The 26,987-nt window shown below is 59.1% G+C and carries 20 protein-coding genes; 10 read left to right on the forward strand and 10 right to left on the reverse strand.

Annotation, left to right across the window (positions count from 1 at the left end; genetic code table 11):
• Positions 1-50: 50 nt before the first annotated feature.
• The 5 genes from serB to pgi all read right to left on the reverse strand — a co-directional run bounded on the left by serB (position 51) and on the right by pgi (position 8,424).
• Complete coding sequence (gene serB, locus ACMHYW_RS09925) at positions 51-1,265, reverse strand: phosphoserine phosphatase SerB (protein ID WP_414499785.1); 1,215 nt, start codon at positions 1,263-1,265, stop codon at positions 51-53.
• Between the two features lie 325 nt (positions 1,266-1,590).
• Positions 1,591-3,855 (reverse strand): DNA topoisomerase IV subunit A, encoded by a 2,265-nt coding sequence (gene parC, locus ACMHYW_RS09930; protein ID WP_414499786.1) that lies wholly within the window; start codon positions 3,853-3,855, stop codon positions 1,591-1,593.
• A 138-nt stretch (positions 3,856-3,993) separates the two neighbouring features.
• A complete protein-coding gene (parE, locus tag ACMHYW_RS09935; protein ID WP_414499787.1) occupies positions 3,994-5,874 on the reverse strand; it encodes a DNA topoisomerase IV subunit B in 1,881 nt (626 codons plus the stop codon).
• A 124-nt stretch (positions 5,875-5,998) separates the two neighbouring features.
• Positions 5,999-6,604: a YqiA/YcfP family alpha/beta fold hydrolase gene (locus ACMHYW_RS09940; RefSeq protein ID WP_414499788.1), complete on the reverse strand. Its 606-nt coding sequence runs from the start codon at positions 6,602-6,604 to the stop codon at positions 5,999-6,001.
• Positions 6,605-6,774: 170 nt separating this feature from the next.
• Positions 6,775-8,424, reverse strand: coding sequence for a glucose-6-phosphate isomerase (pgi, locus tag ACMHYW_RS09945; protein WP_414499789.1), 1,650 nt, complete (start codon positions 8,422-8,424; stop codon positions 6,775-6,777).
• Positions 8,425-8,673: 249 nt separating this feature from the next.
• Between pgi and cmoA the strand changes: the two genes are divergently transcribed.
• On the forward strand, positions 8,674-9,411 hold the full coding sequence (cmoA, locus tag ACMHYW_RS09950; RefSeq protein ID WP_414499790.1) for a carboxy-S-adenosyl-L-methionine synthase CmoA: 738 nt from the start codon (positions 8,674-8,676) through the stop codon (positions 9,409-9,411).
• Positions 9,412-9,413: 2 nt separating this feature from the next.
• A complete protein-coding gene (gene cmoB, locus ACMHYW_RS09955) occupies positions 9,414-10,421 on the forward strand; it encodes a tRNA 5-methoxyuridine(34)/uridine 5-oxyacetic acid(34) synthase CmoB (protein ID WP_414499791.1) in 1,008 nt (335 codons plus the stop codon).
• Between the two features lie 346 nt (positions 10,422-10,767).
• Here cmoB and ACMHYW_RS09960 read toward each other — a convergent pair whose 3' ends face one another.
• From ACMHYW_RS09960 to ACMHYW_RS09970, 3 genes are all read right to left on the reverse strand, one after another.
• Complete coding sequence (locus ACMHYW_RS09960; RefSeq protein ID WP_414499792.1) at positions 10,768-11,604, reverse strand: metallophosphoesterase family protein; 837 nt, start codon at positions 11,602-11,604, stop codon at positions 10,768-10,770.
• A gap of 146 nt (positions 11,605-11,750) precedes the next feature.
• Positions 11,751-12,197: a DUF1249 domain-containing protein gene (locus tag ACMHYW_RS09965; RefSeq protein WP_414499793.1), complete on the reverse strand. Its 447-nt coding sequence runs from the start codon at positions 12,195-12,197 to the stop codon at positions 11,751-11,753.
• 1 nt (position 12,198) lies between these two features.
• Positions 12,199-12,855 (reverse strand): NUDIX domain-containing protein, encoded by a 657-nt coding sequence (locus tag ACMHYW_RS09970; RefSeq protein WP_027704701.1) that lies wholly within the window; start codon positions 12,853-12,855, stop codon positions 12,199-12,201.
• A gap of 247 nt (positions 12,856-13,102) precedes the next feature.
• On the opposite strand from ACMHYW_RS09970, the gene greB reads away from it, so the two are divergent.
• A complete protein-coding gene (gene greB, locus ACMHYW_RS09975) occupies positions 13,103-13,657 on the forward strand; it encodes a transcription elongation factor GreB (RefSeq protein WP_414499794.1) in 555 nt (184 codons plus the stop codon).
• A 256-nt stretch (positions 13,658-13,913) separates the two neighbouring features.
• Here greB and ACMHYW_RS09980 read toward each other — a convergent pair whose 3' ends face one another.
• A complete protein-coding gene (locus ACMHYW_RS09980; protein WP_414499795.1) occupies positions 13,914-14,990 on the reverse strand; it encodes a TerC/Alx family metal homeostasis membrane protein in 1,077 nt (358 codons plus the stop codon).
• A gap of 1,428 nt (positions 14,991-16,418) precedes the next feature.
• Here ACMHYW_RS09980 and cysJ point away from each other — a divergent pair.
• The 7 genes from cysJ (at position 16,419) to cysC (ending at position 25,662) form a co-directional block, all read left to right on the forward strand.
• Complete coding sequence (cysJ, locus tag ACMHYW_RS09985) at positions 16,419-18,233, forward strand: NADPH-dependent assimilatory sulfite reductase flavoprotein subunit (RefSeq protein ID WP_414499796.1); 1,815 nt, start codon at positions 16,419-16,421, stop codon at positions 18,231-18,233.
• A complete protein-coding gene (cysI, locus tag ACMHYW_RS09990; protein WP_414499797.1) occupies positions 18,233-19,966 on the forward strand; it encodes an assimilatory sulfite reductase (NADPH) hemoprotein subunit in 1,734 nt (577 codons plus the stop codon). The genes cysJ and cysI overlap by 1 nt, the downstream gene beginning before the upstream one ends.
• A 113-nt stretch (positions 19,967-20,079) precedes the next feature.
• A complete protein-coding gene (locus ACMHYW_RS09995; protein ID WP_414501499.1) occupies positions 20,080-20,835 on the forward strand; it encodes a phosphoadenylyl-sulfate reductase in 756 nt (251 codons plus the stop codon).
• 60 nt (positions 20,836-20,895) lie between these two features.
• Positions 20,896-22,320 carry a siroheme synthase CysG gene (cysG, locus tag ACMHYW_RS10000; protein WP_414499798.1) on the forward strand — a complete coding sequence of 475 codons (1,425 nt, stop codon included), beginning with the start codon at positions 20,896-20,898 and terminating at the stop codon, positions 22,318-22,320.
• Positions 22,321-22,328: 8 nt separating this feature from the next.
• A complete protein-coding gene (gene cysD, locus ACMHYW_RS10005) occupies positions 22,329-23,237 on the forward strand; it encodes a sulfate adenylyltransferase subunit CysD (protein WP_414499799.1) in 909 nt (302 codons plus the stop codon).
• 210 nt (positions 23,238-23,447) lie between these two features.
• Positions 23,448-24,884: a sulfate adenylyltransferase subunit CysN gene (gene cysN, locus ACMHYW_RS10010; RefSeq protein WP_414501500.1), complete on the forward strand. Its 1,437-nt coding sequence runs from the start codon at positions 23,448-23,450 to the stop codon at positions 24,882-24,884.
• A 145-nt stretch (positions 24,885-25,029) separates the two neighbouring features.
• Positions 25,030-25,662 carry an adenylyl-sulfate kinase gene (cysC, locus tag ACMHYW_RS10015; protein ID WP_414499800.1) on the forward strand — a complete coding sequence of 211 codons (633 nt, stop codon included), beginning with the start codon at positions 25,030-25,032 and terminating at the stop codon, positions 25,660-25,662.
• 114 nt (positions 25,663-25,776) lie between these two features.
• On the opposite strand, the gene ACMHYW_RS10020 is transcribed toward cysC, so the two are convergent.
• Entirely contained in the window at positions 25,777-26,832 is a 1,056-nt protein-coding gene (locus tag ACMHYW_RS10020; RefSeq protein WP_414499801.1) for a 2,3-butanediol dehydrogenase, read from the reverse strand.
• Positions 26,833-26,987: the final 155 nt, after the last annotated feature.

Raw genomic sequence — 26,987 nt, forward strand, 5'->3', positions numbered from 1 at the left:
ATCCCACCGGACTGCGAGCAGGAGCGCTGCTCTGCGGCATAGCGCCGTGGTCAAGCAGAAGCGCTCAGTGTCTGTGCATCGTGTCCAAGCAGATACAGCAAGGCATCCAGCCCCAAGGTTGACACGGCCTGACGCGCCTGTGCCTTGACCTTTGGCTTAGCATGCCATGCCACCCCCAGCCCTGCGACGCCCAGCATCTTGAGGTCGTTGGCTCCATCCCCAACGGCTACCGTCTGCTCTAACGTAATGCCTTGCTGTTCGGCCAGTGCGCGCAGCGTATCGGCTTTGCACTGCGCATCGACGATCGGCTCGACCACCTTGCCCGTCACCTTACCTTCGGCATTGATATCGAGCACGTTAGCATAGACGTCATCGATGCCCAGTCGCTGCTGCAGCGTCTTCGCAAAGCAGGTAAAGCCGCCGGATAGGATCGCGGTGCGATACCCCAATCGCTTGAGTTCAGCAAACAGATGCTCAGCACCGTCCATCAGCGGCAGCTGAGCGGCGATCTCCTCAAGCACTGACTGGTCTAGCCCTTCCAGCATCGCCATGCGTTGGGTAAAGCTCTCGCGGAAATCCAGCTCGCCGCGCATGGCGCGTTCGGTAATATCGGCCACGCGATCATGCACGCCATGACGTTCAGCCAACTCGTTGATGACTTCAGTCTTGATCAGCGTCGAATCCATGTCGAAGCAGATCAATCGGCGGCGATGGCGCCACTGATCGGCAGGCTGGAAGACGATATCCACCCCGAATGCCTGCCCCAGCGTCAATGCCTCCTGACGCAGTACATCCATGTCTGCTGCTCCTTGCAGCACGAATTCGACACACTCCCCCATCCCATCTGCCTGCTCGAAGGTGCGACGGCCCGAGCGGCGCTCAACGGACACGGTCGTCAGGCCGTGATGATGCGCCATGCGCTCGGACTGAGCGATGGCTTCCGGTGTCAGACGCGGCCCCATCACCGTCATGATCTGACGAGAGGCATCGGAAACCAATGCACGCCACTGTGCTTCGCTGATCGCTTCGACCGTACCCTCCAGCCCCGCCTGTTCGAGCGCAGGGGCCACGCGACGTTGCAGCTGCGGCGCCGACAGTACTTCATCGCTGTTCTCAAGTAGCAGCATCAGCGTCGTGCGCCCCGCCATCACATGCTGCTGCACGTCCTGCCAGCGCATTCCCAGCGAGGTTAGCGTTTCTTCCAGCGTGGCCAATTGACCAGCACGCGCAGCTCCAGTGGCTTGAATCAGCAGATAACGAGTCATGCAAGCTCTCCGACGATGGCCGCGCACGTCGATAAGCACAGCCGATGATAGGATGAGAAAGGGAAAAAGGCAGCGTGATATACAGGACGCTCGCGCCCGAAAGCCCCAGACTACCGAAAGTTGCTCGATCCTGCAGCATCCTCCGAGGTGTTCATAACGGTAACGGCATGCGGCGCGGTGCCACGATCAAAGCCCCATGACAAAAATGCCGCCAGTGAGCGGTGACACGCCACACCGAGAGAGGCACTCTCGGCCTGAAAGCAACATGGCCCTTGCGCCAGACAACACAAGGGCCATGCACTTAAACGAACGACTATGCGGCTGATTAGTCCTGCATGACCTCTAGAAAGCGCACTTTCTGATAGCCCTTGGGCAGCGGCTTACCGCGACGCCCCATCGGCCCTTCATACGCTTCAAGGTCGGCTTTACTGAAGCAGCGCTTCTGCTTGCCGGCATGCACGGTCAGCGTCGCCCCTTCTGGCAGGATGACCAGATCGCGGATGTAGTCAGCGCGGTTGGCCGCATCACTGCCCTTGATGCTGATCATGCGCGTGCCTTTCCCTTTCGCCATTTCCGGCAAATCGGCCAGCGGGAAGATCAGCAGGTGGCCAGAAGACGTCACCACCGCGACCCGCTCGCCGCCCTGACACGCCCGTGGCGGTAAAGCCACGCAACCTTTGGGCAGCGTCAGCAGGGCTTTCCCCTTGCGGGAGCGCGCCGTCATTGCATCCAGCGGTGCAATGAAACCATAGCCACCGTCGCTGGCGACCAGATAACGTGCCTGCAGATCATCCAGCACAACCGCCGTCATCTGCACGCCAGCAGGCGGATTAATGCGCCCAGTGATTGGCTCGCCCTGACCGCGTGCCGACGGCAGCGTATGCGCTTCAAGAGAATAGCTGCGCCCGGTTTCATCCAGCAGCACCAGCGCCTGATTCGTCTTGCCACGTGCAGATGCCAGATATTGATCGCCTGCTTTGTAGGACAAACCGGCAGGGTCGATATCGTGCCCCTTGGCACTGCGAATCCACCCCTTTTCGGACAGCACGACGGTAATGGGGTCTGCGCCCAGCAGCTCAACCTCTGACAGCGCGCGAGCTTCCTTACGCTTGACCAGCTCGCAGCGACGCTCATCACCGTACTGCTTGGCAGCCTCGCGCAGTTCTTTCTCGATGAGCTTGGTCATTTCACGTTCGCTGCCCAGCCATTTCATCAGCTGCTGGCGCTCTTTCTCAAGCTCATCCTGTTCACCTTTGAGCTTGAATTCTTCCAGACGGGCCAGATGGCGCAGACGCAGTTCAAGAATGGCGGTGGCCTGTAGATCGGACAGTCCGAAACTCGCCATTAGCGCAGCCTTCGGTTCGTCCTCTTCACGGACAATGCGGATCACCTCGTCGATATTGAGGTAGGCGGTCAGCAGCCCTTGCAGGATATGCAACCGTGCATCGACCTTGTCCAGGCGGTGCTGCAAGCGGCGGCGCACCGTCTCACGACGGAACGTCAGCCACTGATCGAGCAGAACATCTAGGGACATGACCTGCGGACGGCCGTCCAGCCCGATCACGTTCATGTTGACGCGCTGGCTCTTCTCAAGATCGGTGGTCGCAAACAGGTGAGCCATCAGCTCGTCGACGTTAACCCGCTGCGAGCGCGGAACGATGACCAGACGCGTCGGCTCCTCATGGGAAGACTCGTCGCGCAGGTCGCTCACCATCGGCAGCTTTTTGGCCTGCATCTGCGCTGCGATCTGCTCCAGCACGCGTGCACCGGACACCTGATACGGCAGCGCGGTAATGACGACTTCACCATCCTCTTCGACATGGTAGCGTGCGCGCATCTTCACCGAGCCGCGCCCCTTGCGGTACAGCGCGCTCAGCTCGTCGCGCGGAGTGACGATCTCAGCCCCCGTGGGAAAGTCCGGCGCGGGCAGGTGTTCGCACAGGTCGTCGATAGAACACGTGGGGTGCTTGAGACGATGAATGGTGGCGGCCACCACTTCACCCACATTGTGAGGTGGAATATCGGTGGACATCCCGACCGCAATGCCAGAGCCGCCGTTCAACAGCACATGTGGCAAGCGTGCGGGCAGCACTGCCGGTTCATTCAGCGTGCCATCAAAGTTGGGCACCCAGTCCACTGTCCCCTGCCCCAGCTCGGTCAGCAGCACCTCAGCAAAGCGCGACAGCCGCGATTCGGTATAACGCATCGCCGCAAAGGATTTGGGGTCATCAGGACTCCCCCAGTTGCCCTGCCCATCAACCAGCGGATAGCGATAGCTGAACGGCTGGGCCATCAGCACCATGGCTTCGTAGCAGGCGCTGTCGCCATGAGGATGGAACTTACCGAGCACATCCCCAACCGTGCGCGCCGACTTCTTGTATTTGGCCGAGGCGCTAAGCGCCAGCTCACTCATGGCGTATACGATGCGACGCTGGACCGGTTTGAGGCCATCGCCGATGGCCGGCAGTGCTCGGTCGAGAATGACGTACATGGCGTAATCCAGATACGCCTTTTCGGTATAGCGGTGCAGAGGCAGGCGTTCGACGTCGCCTTCCTTAACCTGCACCGGCGCAGAAATATCACTTGCCATGGATATACTTACCTATCGCGATAAAGACGTTCCCGGCGACGGCAATCGTCCGCCAGAAACCAGGGGGCCTGCTGCGTGCCTGATAAAAGAAGGCAACCGCGCAGCAGCCCCACGTAATGAAGCCATCAAGGCGTGGGTTTATACCTCGATATCCGCCATATTGCCGTTCTCTTCCAGCCAATGACGGCGATCGCTGGCCCGCTTCTTCGCCAGCAATCGATCCATCAGCCCCATCGTTTCGGAAGGGGCCTCTAGCGTTAGCTGCACCAGACGTCGCGTATCCGCGGCCATAGTGGTTTCACGCAACTGCAACGGGTTCATCTCGCCCAGCCCTTTAAAGCGCTGGACGTTAGGCGTTCCCTTGCGACGCGCCAGTTTCTTGAGAATGACATCGCGCTCGCTTTCATCAAGGGCATAGTGCACTTCTTTGCCCAAGTCGATGCGGTAGAGCGGCGGCATGGCTACATGCACATGCCCCCTGCGAACCAGCGCCGGGAAGTGGCGCACGAACAGCGCGCAGAGCAGCGTCGCAATGTGCAGGCCGTCAGAGTCGGCATCGGCCAGAATGCAGACGCGGTGATAGCGCAGGCGTGTCAGGTCATCGCTACCGGGATCAAGCCCCAGCGCCACGGCAATGTCGTGAATTTCCTGTGAAGCCAGCACGTCCTGAGAATCGACTTCCCACGTGTTCAGGATCTTGCCGCGCAGCGGCAGAATCGCCTGTGTTTCGCGCGAACGAGCCTGCTTAGCACTGCCGCCTGCGGAATCCCCTTCGACCAAGAACAGCTCGCACTGAGCGGGATCTTGACTGGAGCAGTCGGCCAACTTGCCGGGCAGCGCCGGCCCCTGAGTGACTTTTTTACGCGCGACCTTCTTTGATGCCCGAAGACGTTTCTGCGCCGCGTTGATCACCAACTCGGCAAGCGCCTCGGCTTCAGCGGTATGCGTGTTCAACCACAGCGAAAAGGCATCCTTCACGCCCGTAGACACCGCATTAGCAACGCCCCGTGACGACAAGCGCTCCTTGGTCTGCCCCGCGAACTGCGGGTCGTTCATCTTAACCGACAGCACGAACGCGACCCGTTCCCACAGATCGTCACCGGTCAGCTTGATGCCCTTGGGCAGCAGGCTACGGTATTCACAAAATTCCTTCAGCGCATCCAGCAGTCCGCTGCGCAGACCATTGACATGCGTTCCTCCCTGCGGAGTAGGAATCAGGTTGACGTAGGACTCCTGAAGCGCCTCACCGCCTTCCGGCAGCCACTGCACGGCCCAATCAACGTGATGCTCGTCATCTTCGGTGTGCCCCATAAACGGCGTGGGCGGCAGTAGCTCGTAGCCGTCCAGTGCCTGTGCCATATAGTCCTTCAGGCCATCGGCAAACTGCCAGACATCCGTGGCACCGCTGGTATCTTCCAATGTGACCTTCAGCCCCGGGCACAGCACGGCCTTGGCGCGCAGCAAGTGGCGCAGACGGGAAACGGAAACCTTGGGTGAATCGAAATAAGCGGCTTCGGGCCAGAAACGCACCACGGTACCGGTGCGCTTCTTCGGACAGGTGCCGATCTCGCGCAGCGGCTCGATGCACTCGCCCTTAGCAAAGGCGATGGCAAAGCGCTTGCCGCCGCGACACACTTCGACCTCAAGCCGCTCGGACAGCGCATTGACGACCGAGACCCCGACGCCGTGCAGACCACCGGAGAAACGGTAGTTGTCGTTGGAGAACTTGCCCCCCGCATGTAGGCGGGTCAGGATCAACTCAATGCCGCTGACACCGTGCTCGGGGTGAATGTCGGTCGGCATACCGCGACCGTCATCGGTAACCTCGATAGCGCCATCAGGCAGCAGGCGCACGGTGATGTCGTGGGCGTAGCCCGCCAGCGCTTCATCCACGCTGTTATCGACGACTTCCTGAACGAGATGGTTGGGGCGCGAGGTGTCGGTATACATGCCCGGGCGCTTGCGCACCGGCTCTAGACCTGAAAGCACCTCGATGGAACTGGCACTGTATTGGCTCATGGGTCAGGTGGATTCACAGCTGATTCGAAAGATACAAGATGCCCGCAACGGCGAACATCGACAGAAATCGGGATGCAGAAAAGCCATAACGCCACTCTGGCTGACACGCGGGACGCGCAAGGGTTCACACCGCAGCGACGGATGCCACGTTCAATCCACCGTACGCCAGCACGCGGGCTACGTATTCAGGATAGGAAAGCAACGCATGATCGTCGTCAGGACAATCCATCAGGGTGCAGTTCGCCAACCACTGACGCGTATGCCGATGGTCAATGACCTCATCGCGTCCGCCCAGCAGCGCCATGATGCGCTCAGGGTGTCGCGGAGGCTTCAGTGACAGCGCGTGTAGCTCCTGCTGCATGGCCGGAGTGATCTTAATCTGCTCGCCGGTGACCGGGTTGTCGAAGCGCTCGCCCATATGCGACTGCACGAAGCGAAGCGGGTCAAGTGCCGGATTTAAAAGGACAATGGCTGACAGAGGATGCCGTTCTGCTAGGCAGAGTGCAAGAAAACCGCCCAAAGAGCTGCCGATCACCAGCGTGGGAGGTGTCAGTGCGCGCAGCGCGGCTTCGGCCTGTGCCAGTGCCTGCATAGGCGAACTGGACAGCACGGGCGCAGAGAATTCGGGCGGATGAGCCAGTTCACGACAGGCTTCCTGGGTCACGAGCGCTTTGAAGGTACGGGGATGGCTGTTGAAGCCGTGCAGAAACAGCACGCTTTTAACGGACATAGTGCTTCTCGCTCATGATGCATGGTGGACGTTGCCGTCACGACACAGGCGCACTCCCCGCTAAGGAAGTGCGCCTGGAGTCACCGCCAATAATGGCAGCTATCATACCCTACGCAGCGGAATATGTATATATATACAGTATTTCTGGCAACGCATACGGCATGGCGAGATCAGCGAGCTGTCTGACCGGCCAGTACTTTCTGAATGAGATGATTGCTGGAATCGTCCAGGGAGTCGGCACCTTTGCCGCTGGCCAGAATGCCGTCAGCTTCGAGCGCGATTTTCTTGCCGAGCTCAACGCCCCACTGGTCGAAGGAGTTGATGTTCCAGATGATGCCCTGAACGAAAACCTTGTGTTCGTACAGCGCAATCAATGCGCCCAGTGTTTCCGGTGCGATGCGATCGACCAGAATGGTGCTGGACGGCTGGTTACCGGCATAGCGTTTGTAGTACGGCGTTTCGCCCTGATCGCGGATCGCGTCGTTGCCCAGCATCAGTACGCGGGACTGTGCGAAGCAGTTGGCCAGCGCCAGACGGTGCTGAGTCTTGAAGCTTTCGCGCAGGCCTTCGTCTTCGATTTCATCGTAGCGATTGATCGGCGCGATGAAGTCACAGGCGACCGACTGCGTGCCTTGGTGCAGCAGCTGGTAGAACGCATGCTGGCCGTTCGGGCCCACTTCGCCCCACAGTACCGGGCAAGTAGAGTAGTCAACGATCTTGCCGTCGTTAGTGACGGATTTACCGTTGGATTCCATTTCGAGCTGCTGGAAATAGCCCGGCAGATAGCGCAGACGGCCATCGTACGGCAGTACGGCCAGAGAGCGGATATCGAGGAAGTCGGTGTTCCAGATGCCCAGCAGACCGAACAGCACCGGCAGGTTGTTTTCGAGCGGCGTATGGCGGAAGTGCTCATCCATCGCATGCGCACCGGACAGCAGACGACGGAAGTTGTCCATGCCGATCTTCAGTGCGATGGCGAAACCGATGGCGCTCCACAGGGAGTAACGACCGCCGACCCAGTCCCAGAACTTGAGCTGGTGAGCCGGAGCAAAGCCCCATTCATCCATTTTGGCTGTCTGAGTAGACACACCGATGAAGTGCTGAGCCTTGATTTCTTTTTCGGTTTTGCCCGTGCCTTCGCCCAGCCATACCAGTGCAGTATCCGCGTTGGCTTTGGTGTCGATGGTACCGAAAGATTTGGAGGAGTAGACGAACAGCGTCGTTTCCGGATTCAGCGTCGGCAGAATATCGGCCAGCTGAGTACCGTCGATGGTAGACGCGAAGTGGATGTTGATGTGTTTGACGCCAGCCGGTTCGAAACCTTCCAGCGCGGTAGACACCATCAACGGACCGAGGTCGGAACCACCGACGCCCAAGTTGACCACGTCGGTGATCTGCTTGCCGGTCACGCCTTTCCATTCACCGTTGTGCAGTGATTTGACCAGTCGTTCCATGTCCGCCAGAGCAGCGTGAACGTCAGCCACGACGTTCTGATCGCCAACCTGCAGTTCGTCATCGGCCGGCAGACGCAGCGCGGTATGCAGCGCCGAGCGATCTTCGGTCGTGTTGATGCGATCACCGCGCATCAGTTGAGCGATAGCCTGTTCAACACCGGCTTCACGCGCCAGCGCCAGCAGCAGTTCGACGGTTTCCTTGCTCACGCGCTGCTTGGAGAAGTCCAGCAGCAGGCCTGCGCCTTCACGGGAGAAGTCGTTGAAACGTGCACCTTCGGCAAACAGGGATTTGATGTGCACATCGCGCATACCGTGCTCTGCGTGGTCTTTGAGCGCTTGCCATGCGGATGTTTGGGTGATCGACATAAATTGACTCTCCAAGAACCAGAATTGATATATCGCTACCGGAAAGGACTCCGGCTGTCTGTGTCCCCGCGCTGTCCTGCAGGGTAGAATGCACAGCCATGCTCCAAGGAGCACGACCCGGCAATCCCCGTGGCACCCCACGGCAATTGCCCTGTTCCCATGTTCCAGAGGTCGTCGGACTGCCTGACTTCAGGCGGACGCCATTGCTGGCGTACTGCGTCGCGACGTCCTATGTCGATGGATAAAGACATGCCCCACGACTCGCTTTTTGCCACACCCCAGGACGCTATCGCGCGCTTTTCGTTCGACGAAAGGGTCGCGGCCTGTTTTCCTGACATGATCAGCCGGTCGGTACCCGGCTACGGTCAGATCACCGCCATGGTGGGCGTGATGGCACGCCGCTATCTGCCCGAACAGGCTCATGTCTACGATCTGGGCTGCTCCCACGGTGCAGCAACGCTGGCGCTGTGCCAGCAGCTCGAAGGTCGCGTACCGGACATCACCGCCGTCGATCTCTCGCCGGCCATGATCGCTCAGGCCCGGCAGCATCTCGAAACCCATCTGCCGGTCGAGGCCTTCGAACGCATACGGTTGATCGAGGGCGATATCTGCACGCTTGAACTGAAGCCGTCGGACATGATCATCATCAACTTCACGCTGCAGTTTTTGCCGCCAGAGCAGCGACTGCACGTGATATCGCGACTGCATCACGCCCTCAAGCCGGGGGGAATACTGATTCTTTCCGAGAAGATCACCTGTGATGATCCTGAGGCGGAACGCATCCTGTATGCCCTTCACCATGACTTCAAACGTGCCAATGGCTATTCCGATCTCGAAATCAGTCAAAAACGAACGGCGCTGGAAGACGTCATGCGGACGGACACGCTGTCGGCCCACCATGCTCGCTTGGCAGAAGCAGGCTTCGTTCGCCACTTCACCTGGTTCCAGTACCTGAATTTCGCTTCGCTGATCGCATTCAAGGAATAAGCATGCCCCACACCATCTTACCCCTCTCCCACCAGGCGCTCTATAACGCCTTCGTCGAGCATGGCCTCGTAGACTGGCTGGCGCATCTGCCCCAGCAACTGGCCGATGGACTCGATCGCAAGCGCCACGGTGACCTGCCCGGCTGGGAAAGCGCGGTCGCCAAGCTACCGTCCATTCCCGCCTCGCATACGGTCGCTCTCGACCGCGATGCGGTCACCGTCGAGGCCGAATTGCCACCCGGCGATCAGGCGCGAGCACACAGTCTGCTGCGCTCGCTGATGCCGTGGCGCAAAGGGCCATATTCACTGTGCGGCACAAACATCGACACCGAGTGGCGCTCGGATCTCAAATGGCAGCGCGTTCAACCGCACATCAGCCCGCTGGCCGGACGCCGAGTGCTCGACGTGGGCGGTGGCAACGGCTATCACGGCTGGCGCATGGCAGGAGAAGGTGCCTCGTTCGTACTGGTTATCGACCCTTCGCCACGTTTCTTCTACCAGTTTCAAGCCGTGCGCCATTTCATCGGCGACCACCCGCAGGGCAATCGCGTTCACCTGCTGCCCGTCGGCATCGAAGACGTGCCCGAACAGCTGAGCTGGTTCGACACCGTCTTTTCGATGGGGGTGTTCTACCACCGCCGTGACCCGTTGGGCCATCTGATGCAGCTGTTTGCTGCACTGCGCCCGGGCGGCGAACTGGTGCTGGAAACCCTGGTCGTGGAAGGCGATGAACATACTGTGCTAATGCCTGGCGAACGCTACGCGCAGATGCCTAACGTCTACTTCTTGCCGTCGACACAGGCGCTGTGCCACTGGCTGTCCCGCTGTGGTTTCGAAAATGCGCGCGTCGTCGACGAAGCACTGACCACATCGGAAGAGCAGCGTCACACTGACTGGATGACGTTCCAGTCGCTCAGCGACTTCCTTGATCCCGACGATGCTAGCCTGACGGTGGAAGGCTATCCCGCCCCCCGTCGTGCCGTCATCGTTGCCCAACGACCTGCTCGTTGATCTGGCGCCTACATTAGAACGCTGAGGGCAGCGTGTGCATCCCCAAGGGGTGCGACATATGCGCCCCATGCGGTGGCTTGTCGCAGGAACAATAGCACAGTAACCCCCTGCTGCGCTGCCCATAAACGCCTTTCAACAGCTGGGGCAAAGCTAATGGGTATGACCGCCAGTAGCGCGGTGACCATAACGCAGACGGCCTGCCGAACCGGCTGACTCACTGCGCAATGCGCACGGTACAGTTCGATTCGACAGGCCGCTCGATACGCCCCACTTGTCTTCTGCCCTCACCACCCGGTGTACACGTTCTCACGCAGGCCGTGGGTGGGGACAAGGCATCATCGTCAGATCATGCCTGCGCATCGCCCTCCGCGATGCCGCGAGCCGTATCCTCTTGTTCATTTTCGCTTGATGCCACTGCTGCTGAGGCATCGCCGCTGTCACGGTCAGGGATGCTGACGCGTACTACTTCCGTATGTTCGATTTCACCGGTGGCATCGCTGACGTCGATGATGCGGAACCCCGGCAACGCCTGTTCATCCACTTCGAAGACATCGCTTCCCGGCGTGAACTGGTCGATAACGGCTGGCGCGGTCAGTACGCGCACGCCATCACGCTCTTCGTCCAGCGGATAGTGGATATGGCCAGCCAGCACACCGCGCACATGCGGGTAATCGTCGAGGATTTCCCACAGCGAATCGCGATCTTCCAGCGCGATGTCGTTCATCCAGCGCGACGGCAGCAGCAATGGCGGGTGATGCAGCGCCACGATCACTGGGCGCGTCGTAACGCGCAGACGCTCGTCCAGCCACTGCAGCTGATCTTCTCCCAGATGACCTTCTTCATGCCCTTCATCATTGATATGGCTATCCAGCTGCAGCAGCTCGACCGGCCCTAGATCGACGGCCGCCGCCATCGGCGCAAACGTCGACATGGGCGGTTCGGCATCGTGGTTGCCGGGCAACCAGCTCCAAGGCACGCCACAACCATCGAGGTACCGTTTTGCGCGTTCGTATGACGCTTCGGAACCATCGTCGCTGATATCGCCCACGACCACGATGTGGTCAGGGGCATACTCGGGCACCTTGCCCAGTACGACCTGTGCGTGCCAGTCCGGATAATGACCTCTTACCTGACCTTCTGTATCTGCCAGCAGATGTATGTCGGACAGCTGCACTATGCGCATGAATACCCTCCTGAAGGTGTTTCTGATGCTACCGCTGTGCACAAAGGCAACAGCCGTAGCGTGACCGCATGCCGCAATGGCATGCCGCCTGATGCTTCACTCAAAAAGAAGTGACCTAACGGGCAGTTAGCGATGAAGGGCTCATCCTATCCTAGCGATGGCGCTTCCACCACCATGCCGTGCTCAAGCGCATGCGTCAGCCATTCCCCAAGGAATCGGTTGAGCTGCAGCTTTTCGTCAGGCTGATGCATATAGGGGTTGGGATAGCGGTAACGCCCTTGGAAATGGCGCTGACGCTGAAAATCCGTCACTTCGGCAAGACTGACATCGTGGTACATGTGCACGCGCATGCACGGCACTTCCATCAGATGATCAAGCACACCACGCTGCGTGATGCGCAGCATGGTGGTATAGGGCGCGCGTTCGAGCACCTCCACATGAAGCAGCCCGAAGTGACGATACTCGTCGGCGAGGGCGATCACCTGCTCATCGCCCGCCTCATGATCGCCCAACAGACGCTCCAGCCGGAAGAAATTGCTCGCGCATTCCTTCTGTAGGCTGCGAAGGTCGGTGGTATAGGCGCGTCGTGTCATATCAACTCCTGGCTCGCAGACTCGACCGCTCGGCGGCCAACCACTGCAAGCTGATCAAGGCCATGGCATTGTCGATCCGGCCGTTCTTCATCATCTCGCTGATGTCAGTGAAAGAGAAGGTGCGGACACGGATATCTTCGTTCTCTTCTTCCAGCCCATGGATGCCACCCAGCGGCGCGCTGTCGACCAGCGCACAGAACAGGTAGAACTGCTCGCAGGACGCCCCAGGACTGGTGTAGTAGCGGTACAGTGGAATCAGCTCGGTGACTTTACAGTTGGCTTCTTCTTCCGCTTCGCGGCGCGCGACTTCTTCCGGCGTTTCATCGCGGTCAATAAGCCCTGCTACCGGTTCGAGCAGCCACGGTGAATGAGCGCTCTGACCGTGCGCAAGCCGCGCCACGATCCCGGCACGAATCTGTTCGACTAACACCACAACATCGCGCTTAGGGTCATACAGCAGCACGCCTACGGCATCGGGGCGAACATGGACCTCGCGGTCAACGGTATCGCTCCAGCCGCCGTCAAAGCGACGATAGCGATAGTGACGCCGCTCGAAGGTGAAGAAGCCTTTGTAGAGCGTTTCTCCACCTTGATCCTGATAGTCATCGACGCCGTAGGTCACATCAAGACGTGCGTCCGATGAGGATTCCGTACTCATGAAACTTCTCCCTACAGGCTCTTCATCGAGCCTTATCCAATAACATGGGCAAAAGACGGCGCCCCTCTGCGACAGGCCGCTAGCGTGGACCCGATAACGAAGGCCTAACATGCCCGCGCCCGTCGATGAATTCAATGCCCCTGCGTGCACGCCTGTGCTTCCTCGCACCGATCGTCTTTTGCTATTTTGACAGGCTCCGGAACAGGGACATGCCCGAAACAGACGGAGACAGACAAGGAAGCTCACCATGAAAGGCCGCAATATGACCCGCTGGCGCGATCCCGCCAAGGACCCTCGCCAGGAGCACAAAACGGATCTGATCACGCCGGAAGGCTTTCAACGCATGCGCTCGCTCTATGAGCACTTGCGCTACGAGCGCCGCCCGCTGATATCACAGAAAGTGGCCGAAGCCGCCGCACAGGGCGACCGCAGCGAAAACGCGGATTACACCTATAACAAACGAGAGCTGAACCGCACGCTGAGCCGCATTCGCTACCTAAGCAAGCGCCTTGATGCGCTAAAGGTGGTCGATCGGCTACCCGCCCAGCGTGACCGCGTCTTCTTCAGTGCATGGGTAACACTCGAAGACCTCGACAGCGATACAGGAGAGGAACTGAATATTCGTATAGTGGGGCCAGATGAGACGGATAACAAGCGGCACTGGATTAGCATTGACGCGCCACTGTCGCGCGCACTGCTGGGCAAGACACTGGATGACGAGGTGAACGTGCAGACCCCGGAAGGCCCTCGGACGTGGCTGATCACGGAGATCCGTTATGCCACACAGGAAGGAACGGTCTGATCGAAGCAAGAGCCAGCAATGGCTAACCTGCCCATCGAAAGTCTGCGCTGACACGGCCCCTCACGACGGAATGACACCGTTCCCTGAACAGGCATCCTTATCATTCACCGTGACGCCTTGGGGACGGGGGGGACTACTTAGCTTTAGTGAGAAGACCGATACAAATTAGAAGGCCGATGCAAAGCACCGGCCTTTTCGACGTTCGCGTGACAGCCTGTGCCGCTGGCATAAGGCAAGCGGCTCGAACGCGATGGCGTTACGCTTGCTGGCGCCCTTTAATCAGGCTAGCAATCACGGTGATCCCCAGAATCACACCGATGATCGACAGTGATAGGCCGGTACCGATATCGGGTACACCATGCAACGGCTGGCCGTCATTAATGAACGGCAGTGTGTTCTGGTGCAAAGCATGCAGTACCAGTTTGACGCCGATGAAGGCCAGCAGGCATGACAGCCCTACGCCCAGATAGGTCAGCTTCGACATCAGGCCGTGCAGCAGGAAGTACAACTGAATCAGCCCCAGCAAAGCGAAGGCGTTGGCCGTGAACACGATATAGGCCGACGACGTCAGACCATAGATAGCCGGTATGGAGTCGAAAGCAAACAGCAGGTCGGTGATGCCCAGCGCGATCACCACCGCCATGATCGGGGTCGCGACCCAGCGCCGACGCCCTTGCGCATCGGTCTGATGCTCCAGCAAGTGCGGGCTGTCCACTTTGTCGCTAATCGGCAGCCAACGCTGCAGCCATACGAGGATCTTCGGCATCTCTTCACTGTCATCGTTATGTGCGAAGTGCTCAATGATCAGCTTGACGGCGCTGTATAGCAGGAACAGACCGAACAGATAGAACAGCCAGCTGTAGCGTTCAAGCGCTGCCGCACCCAATGCAATCAGACCACCACGCATCACCAGCGCCATTCCGACCCCGATCAGCAGCGCCTTCTGCTGGAAGCGCGGAGGAATCGAGAACTTGGCCATAATCAGGGCGAAGACGAATAGGTTGTCGACGGACAGACTCTTCTCGGTCACAAACCCCGCGAAGAATTCACCACCGTGCGTCGGTCCGGTCAGCCACGTCAGCCCGATCCCGAACAGAATGGCCAACGCGATGAAGAAGGCCGACCAGACGGCTGACTCCTTCAGGGTGGGGGCATGAGGTTTACGCACGTGCGCCACGAAATCGAAGACAAACAAGCCCAGCGTCACCAATAACGTGACACCCCAGACCCAGCCGGGCACCTGAAGCGTATTTTCCACAGTAAGACTCTCCTGCTTAGCGGTCATATCATTATCGTTGGCGACACAGCGCTCACCGCTGTGTCCTACCAGCATAGTGCACTCCCCTGCCCATAGAGCGGATAGGCCATGCAAGCCTAATGAGACCCTAATGTGCAGGCAACGTGCTGTAAATCAAACTTAACGGATCTGGCACAGGACCACGATCCACGTCACCGTGTGCACAGCGCACCACGGGACAACCGTGGACATTTGGCACGCCTGACAGCCTTGTGTATCACTCGGCCCAACTACGCGATCAAACCCAAAAACCCAGGCCGCCCACCAACCGTCCCTTTCAACATTGGCGACGCTCTGTAGCGGTACCGATTAGCGTCAAAGCCTTTCTCATGCCACATCGTGCCTATATCTGCACGCCCGTATCGAATCTCATCGTGGCATGCAGCACTATCATGCCATTGCACACTAATGCCCCGCCACGATGTTGGAGCACCACGAGCGTAACGGTCTAATCACACAGCGCAAAACATCTGCCATATCACTGCACCCACACCGCAACATCGGCGCTATATCAAGCAGATTCATCGGCCAATACGGCACGATACCGTAGCCTCAACGACCACATCACATTGCAAGCAAGGCGGATGATCCGATACGCCGAAGCGTCTATCTTCGCGGCCTTATAATTAGGCTTCCTTTTCAACGTACCGTCACGATAATTACCCCCCCAAGAGAGTGGGTATTTATAGCGAGCCTAGGATTTTCCTACCCGCTATTTCATGACGCTCCCGCTATAGAAAGCCCCCCCTTCAGCACACTTACAACCAACGCTGCGTGACGCCATACTGACGATAATGCAGACCACGATGGTTGATATCGCCGAGCCTTCCAGCGCGAGAAGCAGCGCCGCAGGCGTCCCCCTTCAGCGTCGCCTTTTCCCATTTCAGTACCGTGATGACACCATCGACACGGCATACATTCTAGATCACTGCATAGGCCACCTATATATAAAGACCACTACTCAACAACCCATTTATAATAATTACGCCACTTCGCACAGCCATACGTAAAATATAGTATAAATATGAATAAACCTATCATCACAATATTCTTTCACTACAAATAAACAGCCACATTCATGACGATAAGACAGTGCGTCTATCAGAGAACTGTAGCGCTCTGCGCAGGGCATAACCCTTATCACTATGTCCATTAGTACGGGTAGGAGAAAGGCTGCCAACCGCGCCATGGCGGCAGTTACCTTATGTGATGCCATGCACTTCCCATTGTTTTTGCTCAGGCGTATCGTACCGTTACTTCTTATTGATGGTGCTGGGCGTAAGGAGCATATGCTCGGACGATCTATACATGTCCAATGATTGTAACTATCCATATAAGCAATCATTCTTTGACGGCGCATAGGCAATTTACTGACACTGTTATCACACTGCAGAAAAGTCACTTCAATTTCCTGTCGCACCGCACTATGCCTGCGCCGTCGCCACTCATGAAGGGTGCATATTGATGCCAATTTCACCTCTGAACGAACAGCAGCTCAAGGCGCTGCATGACATCATCGACGGTCTAAACGATCAGTCGAAGGTCTGGCTCTCGGGATATCTGTGGGGGGTCAGTCAGTCTGGCCAGACGCCGCTATCGACCCAGAGCCAGGGCGAACCCGTCAGCACGGTGCCGGCCACCGCTGCGCCCGTCACGATCACCCTACTGTCAGCGTCTCAGACCGGCAATGCACGCCATGTGGCGCAGCAGCTGCACGACGAGCTCAGCAGTGCGGGCCTGACGGTGACGCATACCCCCGTCAACGAGTACAAACCCAAGGCACTGGCAAACGAGCAGTATGTCATCGTCGTCACATCGACACAGGGTGAAGGCGAACCGCCGGAAGAAGCCTTTGCCTTCTTTAAGTTCCTCGCCTCTAAGAAAGCTCCCTCTCTCGATCAGCTGCACTTTGCAGTGCTGGGGCTGGGCGACAGCACCTACACGCATTTCTGTCAGGCGGGCAAGGACCTCGACCAGCGCCTTGAAGCGCTCGGCGCTTCTCGCCTGCTGCCGCGCGTGGATGCCGACGTGGACTACGATGACATCGCACGTGAATGGCGCGGGCAGGTACTGGACGTACTCAAGCAACAGGTCGCAAGCAGCACAGGCACTGCATCGGTAACCACGACGGCATCGTCAGCGGTGCCGCTTGTCGCCTCCGCTTGGCACCGCGACACGCCGTTCGACGCTTCCATTCTGGTCAACCAAAAGATTACTGGGCGCGGCTCCGACCGCGATGTCCGCCATATCGAAATCGACCTGAGCGGCTCGGGCCTGACCTATGCTCCCGGCGATGCGCTCGGTGTGTGGTACGAAAACGACCCTGCGCTGGTCGATGAATGGCTGTCCGTCACAGCGCTTTCCGGCGAAGAACTGGTCAGCGTTCAGGATCAAACACTGCCGCTGCGTGAAGCGCTGCTGCGCCAATTCGAACTGACCGTCAATAGCACACGCTTGATGGAACGTTATGCCAGCGTTGCCGGCAATGATGAGCTGGCAGCACGGGTACGCGAAGGACGTCCGGCGTTGCAGGCGTATGCCGACTCAACCTCTCCTATTGATATGCTCCGCCAACATCCGCTGTCTCACCCCATTGATGCAGCAACGCTGGTCAGTTGGCTGCGCCCGCTGGCACCGCGCCTGTACTCTATCTCATCCTCTCAGGCCGAAGCCGACGATGACGTCCACATCACGGTCGGGGTCGTCCGCTATTTCATCGACGACCACGAACGCCGTGGCGGTGCTTCCGGCTACCTCAGCCGCCTGACGGAAGATGACAAGGTACGCGTGTTCATCGAACACAATGATAATTTCCGCCTGCCGGAAGACCCGGCCACACCGGTCATCATGATTGGCCCGGGCACGGGCATCGCGCCGTTCCGCGCCTTCATCCAGCAGCGTGCCGCAGACAATGCCAGCGGACCCAACTGGCTATTTTTCGGCAACCCGCATTTTCTGGAAGACTTCCTGTATCAGGTGGAATGGCAGCAATACGTCAAGGATGGCGTGCTCAACCGCATTGATCTGGCATGGTCGCGCGATCAAGCCCAGAAGGTCTATGTGCAGGACAAACTGCGCGAACAGGGAGCCGATGTCTGGCAGTGGCTACAGGATGGCGCACACCTGTATGTCTGTGGCGACGCTTCGCGGATGGCCCGCGATGTGGATGGCGCGCTGCTTGAAATCATCCAACAGCATGGCGGCCTCTCTGCCGAGGACGCCGATGATTACCTGACGACGCTTCGCTCCGAGCGCCGTTACCAGAGGGACGTCTACTGATGAGCAAACGTTACGAAGGTCCGCTGATCGTCGATGCACCGCTGTCCGATGCCGAACGGATGAAGCGGGAAAGCAACTTCCTGCGTGGCACCATTGCCGACGATCTCAAGGACGGCCTGACTGGCGGCTTCCGCGGCGACAACTTCATGCTGATCCGCTTCCACGGCATGTATCAGCAGGATGACCGCGATATTCGCCGCGAGCGCGAAGAAGAAAAGCTTGAGCCGCGCTACGCCATGATGATCCGCTGCCGTCTGCCGGGGGGCATTATCTCGCCACAGCATTGGCTGAAGATTGACGAATACGCCAGCGCCAAGACGCTCTACGGCAGCATTCGTCTGACCAACCGTCAGACGTTCCAGTTTCACGGCATCCTGAAAGGTGATTTGAAGTCGGTTCATCAGATGCTGCACGAGATGGGGCTGGATTCGATCGCCACGGCCAATGACGTCAACCGCAACGTGATGTGCACGTCGAACCCGATTGAGTCCGAACTGCACGCCGAAGCCTATACATTGGCGGCGCGCATCTCCGAGCACCTGCTGCCAAAGACCCGCGCCTATGCCGAAATCTGGCTCGACAAAGAAAAGGTCGCGACGACCGACGAAGAACCGATCCTCGGCCCAACCTATCTGCCACGCAAGTTCAAGACGACCGTGGTCATTCCGCCGCTCAACGATGTCGACCTGCACGCCAACGACATGAACTTTGTCGCGATTGCTGAAAATGGTCATCTGGTGGGCTTCAACCTGCTGCTGGGAGGCGGTCTGGCCTATACCCACGGCGACACGTCCACGTTCCCGAGCTTGGCACTCGAAGTGGGTTACCTGCCTGCCGAGCATGCGATCAAAGTGGCCGAAGCCGTCGTGACCACACAGCGCGACTGGGGTGACCGCACCAATCGCCGCCATGCACGCAGCAAGTACACCCTCAACCGTGTGGGCGTTGACCGCTTCCGCGCCGAAGTGGAACGCCGTGCGGGCATCACCTTCGAGCCCATCCGCCCATATACATTCACCGAACGCGGCGATCGCTTCGGGTGGGTCAAGGGCATCGACAATAAGTGGCACCTAACGCTGTTCATCGAAAGCGGCCGCTTGATCGACCACCCTGGGCTACCGATCAAAACGGGCGTGGCTGAAATCGCCAAAGTGCACAAGGGCGACTTCCGTCTGACCGCGAACCAGAACCTGATCGTGGCAGGCGTGCCGGAAGAAGAAAAGGCAACGATCGAGCGCATCGCACGCGACTACGGCCTGATGCGCGATGTGACACCGCTGCGCCTCAATGCTATGTCCTGTGTCTCGTTCCCGACCTGCCCGCTGGCCATGGCCGAAGCCGAGCGCTACCTACCGCAGTTCATTGATGATGTAGATGCACTGATGAAGAAACACGGCGTCAGCGACGAATACATCGTCACGCGCATCACAGGGTGCCCTAACAACTGCGGCCGAGCTGTGCTCGCCGAAGTCGGACTGGTCGGCAAGGCTCCGGGACGTTACAACCTGCATATCGGTGGCAACCGCATCGGCAGCCGCATTCCTCGCCTCTACCGCGAGAACGTCCAGACACCGGAAATTCTCGCTGAACTGGACCAGCTGATCGGACGCTGGGCCACCGAGCGTCAGCCCAATGAAGGCTTCGGCGACTTCGTCGTCCGTGCGGGCATTGTCGTACCGGTACAAGATGCCGCCGTCGATTTCCATGTCGATGAGAAAGTCAGCAACGGCTAATGGCCACCGAGGAGCTGCCAGCGCTGGCGGCTCCTCCACTGATGTTCGATGCCGTCCATCGGGCGGTATTCACCCTTATTGTCGATGCCCGTGATGATCGCGCAGGAGACCTTATGACGACATTCACTTCTTCTGATCTTGCCGCGCTGAGCGCTGAGCCACGTGAAGCACAGACCGAGGCGCTGGCCGATGCCAACCGCCATCTGGCGACGCTGGATGCCAAGGGCCGTGTAGCATGGGCACTCGAACACCTTCCCGAAACGCAGGTGCTGACCTCAAGCTTCGGCATCCAGTCAGCGGTGATGCTGCATCTGGTCACTCAGCAACGCCCGGACGCTCCCGTCATCCTGACGGATACAGGCTATCTGTTCCCTGAAACCTACCGTTTCATCGACCAGCTGACCGAGCGCCTTCACCTCAACCTTAAGGTGTACCGTGCGACGCTATCCGCTGCCTGGCAGGAAGCGCGCTACGGAAAGCTATGGGAGGGCGGTGTCGAAGGAATTGAACGCTACAACCACCTCAACAAAGTCGAGCCGCTAAACCGCGCGCTGGATGAACTCAATGCCAGTACATGGTTTGCCGGGCTGCGCCACGACCAGTCCAGCAGCCGTGCCCAGCTTCCGATCCTGTCGATCCAGCGCGGCGTCTTCAAGGTGCTGCCCATCATCGACTGGACCAACAAGGACGTGCACTACTACCTGGAAGCCTTCGATCTGCCCTATCACCCGCTATGGGAAGAAGGCTATTTCTCCGTAGGTGACACGCACACTACCCAAAAATGGGAACCGGGCATGAGCGAGGAGCAGACCCGCTTCTTTGGCCTCAAGCGCGAGTGCGGCCTGCACGAAGACGACGGCAACCGCTAGTCCCGGATTTCATTCTTTTGGCCCACTGTCAGCGGGCCACGTCATCAGGAAAGACAGCACATGGCGCACTTCCCTCTTTTTGCTGACCTTGACGGACGCCCCGTGCTGATCGTGGGCGGTGGCGATGTCGCCGCACGCAAGGTCACGCTGCTGCTCAAGGCCAAGGCCGACATTCTGGTCGTCGCGCATACGCTCAGCGATGAGATGCAGGCACACGCAACGCGCAGCGAGCTGCGTTGGATCGCACACGACTTCTCTCCCGAACTGATTGATGACGTGTTTCTCGTGATCGCCGCTACTAACGACCATGCACTCAACCAGACCGTCAAAGAGGCCGCTGACGCGCGCCACCGGCTGGTCAATGTCGTTGACGCCCCGCAGCACTGCAGTTTCATCGTACCCGCCATCATCGACCGCGATCCCATCACTATTGCCATCTCGTCGGCAGGTAAGGCCCCCGTGCTGCTGCGTACGCTGCGAGAACGCCTGGAATCGCTGCTGCCGATGCACCTCGGCCCGATGGCGGAAATTGCCAGCCGCTGGCGCGACCGCGTCAAACAGCGTTTCAGTCGTATGAGTGACCGCCGCCGTTTCTGGGAAAAAGCCTTCAAGGGGGATTTTGCCTCTGCCGTAGCGCAGGGCGAAGACGCACATGCCGAGAGCCTGCTCGAACATGCTCTGTCCAGCCCCGCCGCCGTAGAGGCGCCGCAGGGTGAAGTCATTCTGGTCGGTGCCGGGCCCGGCGATGCTGGTCTTCTGACATTGCGTGGGCTCCAAGAACTTCAACAAGCCGACGTGGTGCTGTTTGATCAGTTGGTCAGCGCTGACGTGCTGGAACTGGTGCGCCGCGATGCCCAGCGCATCTGCACCGGCAAGCGGGCCGGTTGCCACAGTATGCCGCAGGATGAAATCAACCAGCTGATCGTCCGTCTGGCCCGTAAGGGGCAGCGTGTGGTACGCCTGAAAGGCGGCGACCCACTGATTTTCGGCCGCGGTGGTGAAGAGATGCAGGCCATTCGCGCTGCTGGCATTCCCTACCAGGTGGTGCCCGGAATCACTGCAGCCTCGGCCGCTACGACCTATGCCGGCATCCCGCTGACACACCGCGAACATGCTCAGAACGTGATGTTTATGACTGGTCATCGCTGCGACAGTAATGATGCGCCTGACTGGCAGGACCTTGCGCGCCACCACCAAACGCTAGCGATCTACATGGGCACGGTCAAAGCGGCTGAAATATCGGCCCAGCTGATTCGCCACGGCCGCCATGCCAGCACGCCCGTGGCCGTCATCAGCAACGCGACCCGTGCCGACCAGAAAGTGCGGCTTGGCCGCCTCGATCAACTGGCAGCGCTTGCTGCCGAAGCCGAACGCCCCGCCCTGCTGGTGATCGGCGAAGTCGTGACGCTTCACGATGAACTGGCGTGGTTCAGAACGCCCTACCGACTCGACCTCCAGAACGTTCCTCTGGTCAACCTTGCGTGAGGATCATCATGACGACAAACCGATTGACTCATCTGCAACAGCTCGAAGCCGAAAGCATCCACATCATCCGCGAAGTCGCTGCCGAATTTGATAACCCGGTCATGCTGTATTCGATCGGCAAAGACTCATCGGTGATGCTGCATCTGGCACGCAAAGCATTCTACCCGGGCCGCCTACCCTTTCCGCTGCTTCACGTCGATACCGGCTGGAAGTTCCGCGAAATGTACGAGTTCCGCGACCGCACGGCCAAGGCCTACGGCTTCGACCTGCTGGTACACAAGAACCCGGAAGGCGTAGCGATGGGCATCAATCCTTTCGATCACGGCAGCGCTCGTCATACGGACATTATGAAGACCGAAGGACTGAAGCAGGCCCTCGACAAATACGGCTTCGATGCGGCCTTCGGCGGTGCACGCCGTGATGAGGAAGGTTCACGCGCCAAGGAACGCGTCTATTCGTTCCGCGACCGCTTCCACCGCTGGGACCCGAAGAATCAGCGCCCCGAGCTGTGGCACAACTACAATGCCCGCATCAACAAAGGGGAAAGCATCCGCGTGTTCCCGCTGTCTAACTGGACAGAACTGGACATCTGGCAGTACATCCTGCTGGAGAACATCGACATTGTGCCGCTCTACCTAGCGGCCAAGCGCCCGGTCGTGGAACGTGACGGTATGCTGATGATGGTCGACGATGAGCGCTTCCCCCAGCAGCCGGGCGAAAAGATCGAAGAGAAGATGGTGCGCTTCCGTACGCTGGGCTGCTGGCCACTGACGGGGGCTATCGAATCTGAGGCCACCACACTGCCCGAGATCATCGAAGAGATGCTAGTGGCAACGACCAGCGAACGTCAGGGACGCCTGATCGACCGTGATCAGGTGGGATCAATGGAGCTGAAGAAACGCCAAGGCTACTTCTGATCGCCACTCGATAGCCCGCGGCACTGGCCGCACGCGCTGGCATCTTGCAGGTCGTTTTTATGGCCCATCATCATCTGCGGCAGCGGCACTGCAACAGCGCACGGTTACTCTTACAGGACAGGCCGTTCCGGCCATCGCTCGGCGGGAACGCGCAGGAGAGGATTGATGACTCAACATACTGCGGCACAGGATGCCCACACCGACAGCAGCATGGATAACAGCGCCATCGTACGCGAAATCGCCGAATACGGCGGCGTCGAAGCCTATCTGAAAGCGCAAAGCAACAAAGGCATGCTGCGCTTTCTGACCTGCGGTAGCGTCGACGATGGCAAGAGCACACTGATCGGCCGCCTGCTGCACGACACACGTCAGATCTACGAAGATCAATTGTCGAGCCTGCACCAGACCAGCAAGCGCCACGGCACGCAGGGCGAAAACCTTGATCTGGCGCTACTGGTGGCCGGCCTTCAGGCCGAACGTGAGCAAGGCATCACCATTGACGTGGCCTACCGTTATTTCTCGACCCAGAAACGCAAGTTCATCATCGCCGATACGCCCGGACACGAGCAGTACACCCGCAACATGGCGACCGGTGCCTCCACCTGTGAACTGGCCGTCGTACTGATCGACGCGCGCAAAGGGGTACTCGACCAGACGCGCCGCCACAGCTTCATCGTCTCGCTGCTGGGCATTCGCCATCTGGTGGTTACCGTCAACAAGATGGATCTGGTCGACAACGATCAGGACGTCTTTGAAAAGATCCGAGCCGACTACCTCGATCTGGCCGCACAGCTGCCGGGCAAGCTGGATATTCGCTTCGTTCCGCTGTCAGCGTTGACCGGCGACAACATCGTCGAGCGCACGGGTGACACACCGTGGTATACCGGCCCCTTGCTGCTGGAACTGCTGGAAACGATCCAGGTCACGCCGGCGGCCATCGACATGCCACTGCGATTCCCGGTGCAGTACGTCAACCGTCCTGACCTCGACTTCCGCGGCTATGCCGGTACCGTAGCAGGCGGTACGTTGACCGCAGGACAGGCCATCAAGGCACTGCCGTCCGGCCGCACGTCGCATATCGACCGCATCGTGACCTTCGACGGTGACCTAAGCGAAGCACAGGTCGGTCAGGCCGTCACCGTGACCCTGAAAGACGAGCTGGACATCAGCCGTGGAGACCTGATCGTGGCCGCGGATGACACGCTCGAAGCCGCTTCAGGGGCCAGCGTCGACGTCGTCTGGATGACCGAAGCACCGCTCGAAATCGGCAAGCGCTACCTGCTCAAGGTGGCCGGTGAAAGCTGTCAGGCCCAAGTGACCGGCATCGACTATCAGGTCGAGATCAACACCCTTGCCCAAGTGGATGCCGACGCTCTGCCGCTTAACGGCATCGGGCGCGTGCGCCTGGCCTTCGACAAGCCGCTGCTGATCGACCCGTACACAACCAATAGCGTGACGGGCGGTGCGATTCTGATCGACCGCATCAGCAACGTTACGGTAGGGGCCGCGATGGTGCACGACACGCTGACAGAGGCCGCCCAAGGAACACCGTCCCAGTACAGTGCCTTCGAGCTGGAGCTCAATGCACTTGTTCGTCGTCATTTCCCGCACTGGAATGCGCGCGACCTGCTCAACGAAGGAAAATAACGAAGCGCTGGCACACCCACCGCCCTTCGGCGTGTGCCAGTGACCGGCGGGTGCCCGCACGGCAACATACCTGCCGTGCCACCGCACCCAACGTACCCACCGTGCAGGCCAAGGCCTCGCACCGTACGTCAGGAGAAACGCCCTCATGCCCGAGTCACGGCAGGACAAGGCCAACCTTAGCGAACACGCCCCCGACATCGTCTGGCACCAGCACGCCGTCACGCGCGAAAGCCGCGAGCTGCGTCAGGGCCACCAAGGGGCCGTGCTGTGGTTCACTGGGCTATCCGGCTCGGGGAAATCCACCCTGGCAGGCGCCGTAGAACAGGCCCTTCAGCAGCAGCGTATCAACACCTATCTGCTGGATGGCGACAACACTCGCCACGGTCTGTGCAGCGACCTCGGCTTCACCGCTGACGATCGCCGAGAAAACATCCGTCGTGTCAGCGAAGTCGCTGCGCTCATGGTCGATGCAGGGCTGGTCGTATTGGCCGCCTTTATCTCGCCACACCGCGCCGAACGGCAGGCCGCCCGCGACAAGCTTCCCCAAGGGCGCTTTTTGGAAGTCTTCGTCGACACACCGCTGGATGAATGCGAGCGCCGCGATCCAAAAGGCCTCTACCGCAAAGCGCGCGCCGGAGAGATTCGCAACTTCACCGGCATTGATGCCGAATACGAGGCCCCTGATGCGCCGGAGCTTCACCTCGACGGTCGCCAGCCGCTTGCCACGCTGGTCGATGCGGTGCTCTACGCTCTGCGCCAGCGCCGCATGATTCCCTAAAAACCGGTCCTCAGAATAGAAAAGAGCCTTATAGCAATAAGAAACGCCCCGACAGCCATTAGGCCATCGGGGCGTTTCTCATTGTCGATGACATCTCATGTCATCACAGCGCTATCACGCCAGAGATGGGGAGACCAGCACTTTGATCTGGGTCTTATCCGTGTTGAGACGCTCGAACCCTTCTTCAATGGCATCCGCCAGCGGAATTCTGGCCGTTACGAAATCTTCCGTTTTGAAGAAGCCGCGCTTCATCAGCGAGATAACGGTCGGGAACACATTGCGGTAAGCGAAGACACCCATCACGTTGCGTTCTTTCAGCAGCAGTACGTTCGGCTGAACGGTAGCAGGTTCTTCCCATACGCTAACGACAACGGTCTGACCGTGGCTGCGCGTGCAGGACAGGCTGGCCTGCAGCATACGGCTGGCACCGGTGACTTCAAAGGCCACGTCTACGCCGCCGTTGGTCAGCTCAATCAGTTTTTCGACCGGATCAACCGCAGACGGGTCGATCGTGATCGCGCCCATTTCTTCCGCCTTGCGACGGCGCGCTTCAGAGCGCTGGACGACGTAAATATCCTGAGCGCCCGCGGCTTTCAGGGTCTCGACCAGCATCAGACCGATCGCACCGGCCCCAAAGATCGCGACGCGATCGCCCGGTCTGAAAGCACTGCTGCGCACGGCATGAACGGCAACCGCGACCGGCTCAACCAACGCGCCCTGCTCCAGCGAGACTTCATCCGGCAGACGGTGCAGCAGCTTTTCAGACAGCGTGACCTCTTCAGCGAAACCGCCACCGATACCGGAAATGCCGATCAAGCCACCGTCTTCGCACAGGTGATAGTCGCCCTGACGGGAGGAAGGAGAGTCAGGGTTGAACAGCAGCGGCTCAACCGTTACACGATCGCCGACTTTCCATTCCGTGACGCCTTCGCCCACTTCAGCGATGGTACCGGACAGTTCATGGCCCAGTACGACCGGTGCAGTTTCACCGGTCAGTGGATGCGGGGCTTCCGTTGGAATGATAACCGGACCCGCATTGTATTCATGCAGGTCGGTACCACAGATGCCACACCACGCCACATTGATGCGCACCTCGCCTGCGCCAGGCGCACGGCTATCGATGTCATCAATCCTGAGGTCGCGGCGAGCATGCCAACGTAATGCTTTCATTGATGTTATCCCCTTAAATGAATGACGGTCGTCATAGACCGGCATGTGTGAAAGAAATGAGCTCACACATAACTGGGGAGTGTTTTTATAACGGGGGCCGCCAAGAGACGATAGGACACATGCGCGCACTAGCCAAAAGGATATCAGACCAAGTG

The sequence above is a fragment of the Zymobacter sp. IVIA_12111.31 C1 genome (assembly GCF_047495495.1).
Classification (GTDB): domain Bacteria; phylum Pseudomonadota; class Gammaproteobacteria; order Pseudomonadales; family Halomonadaceae; genus Zymobacter.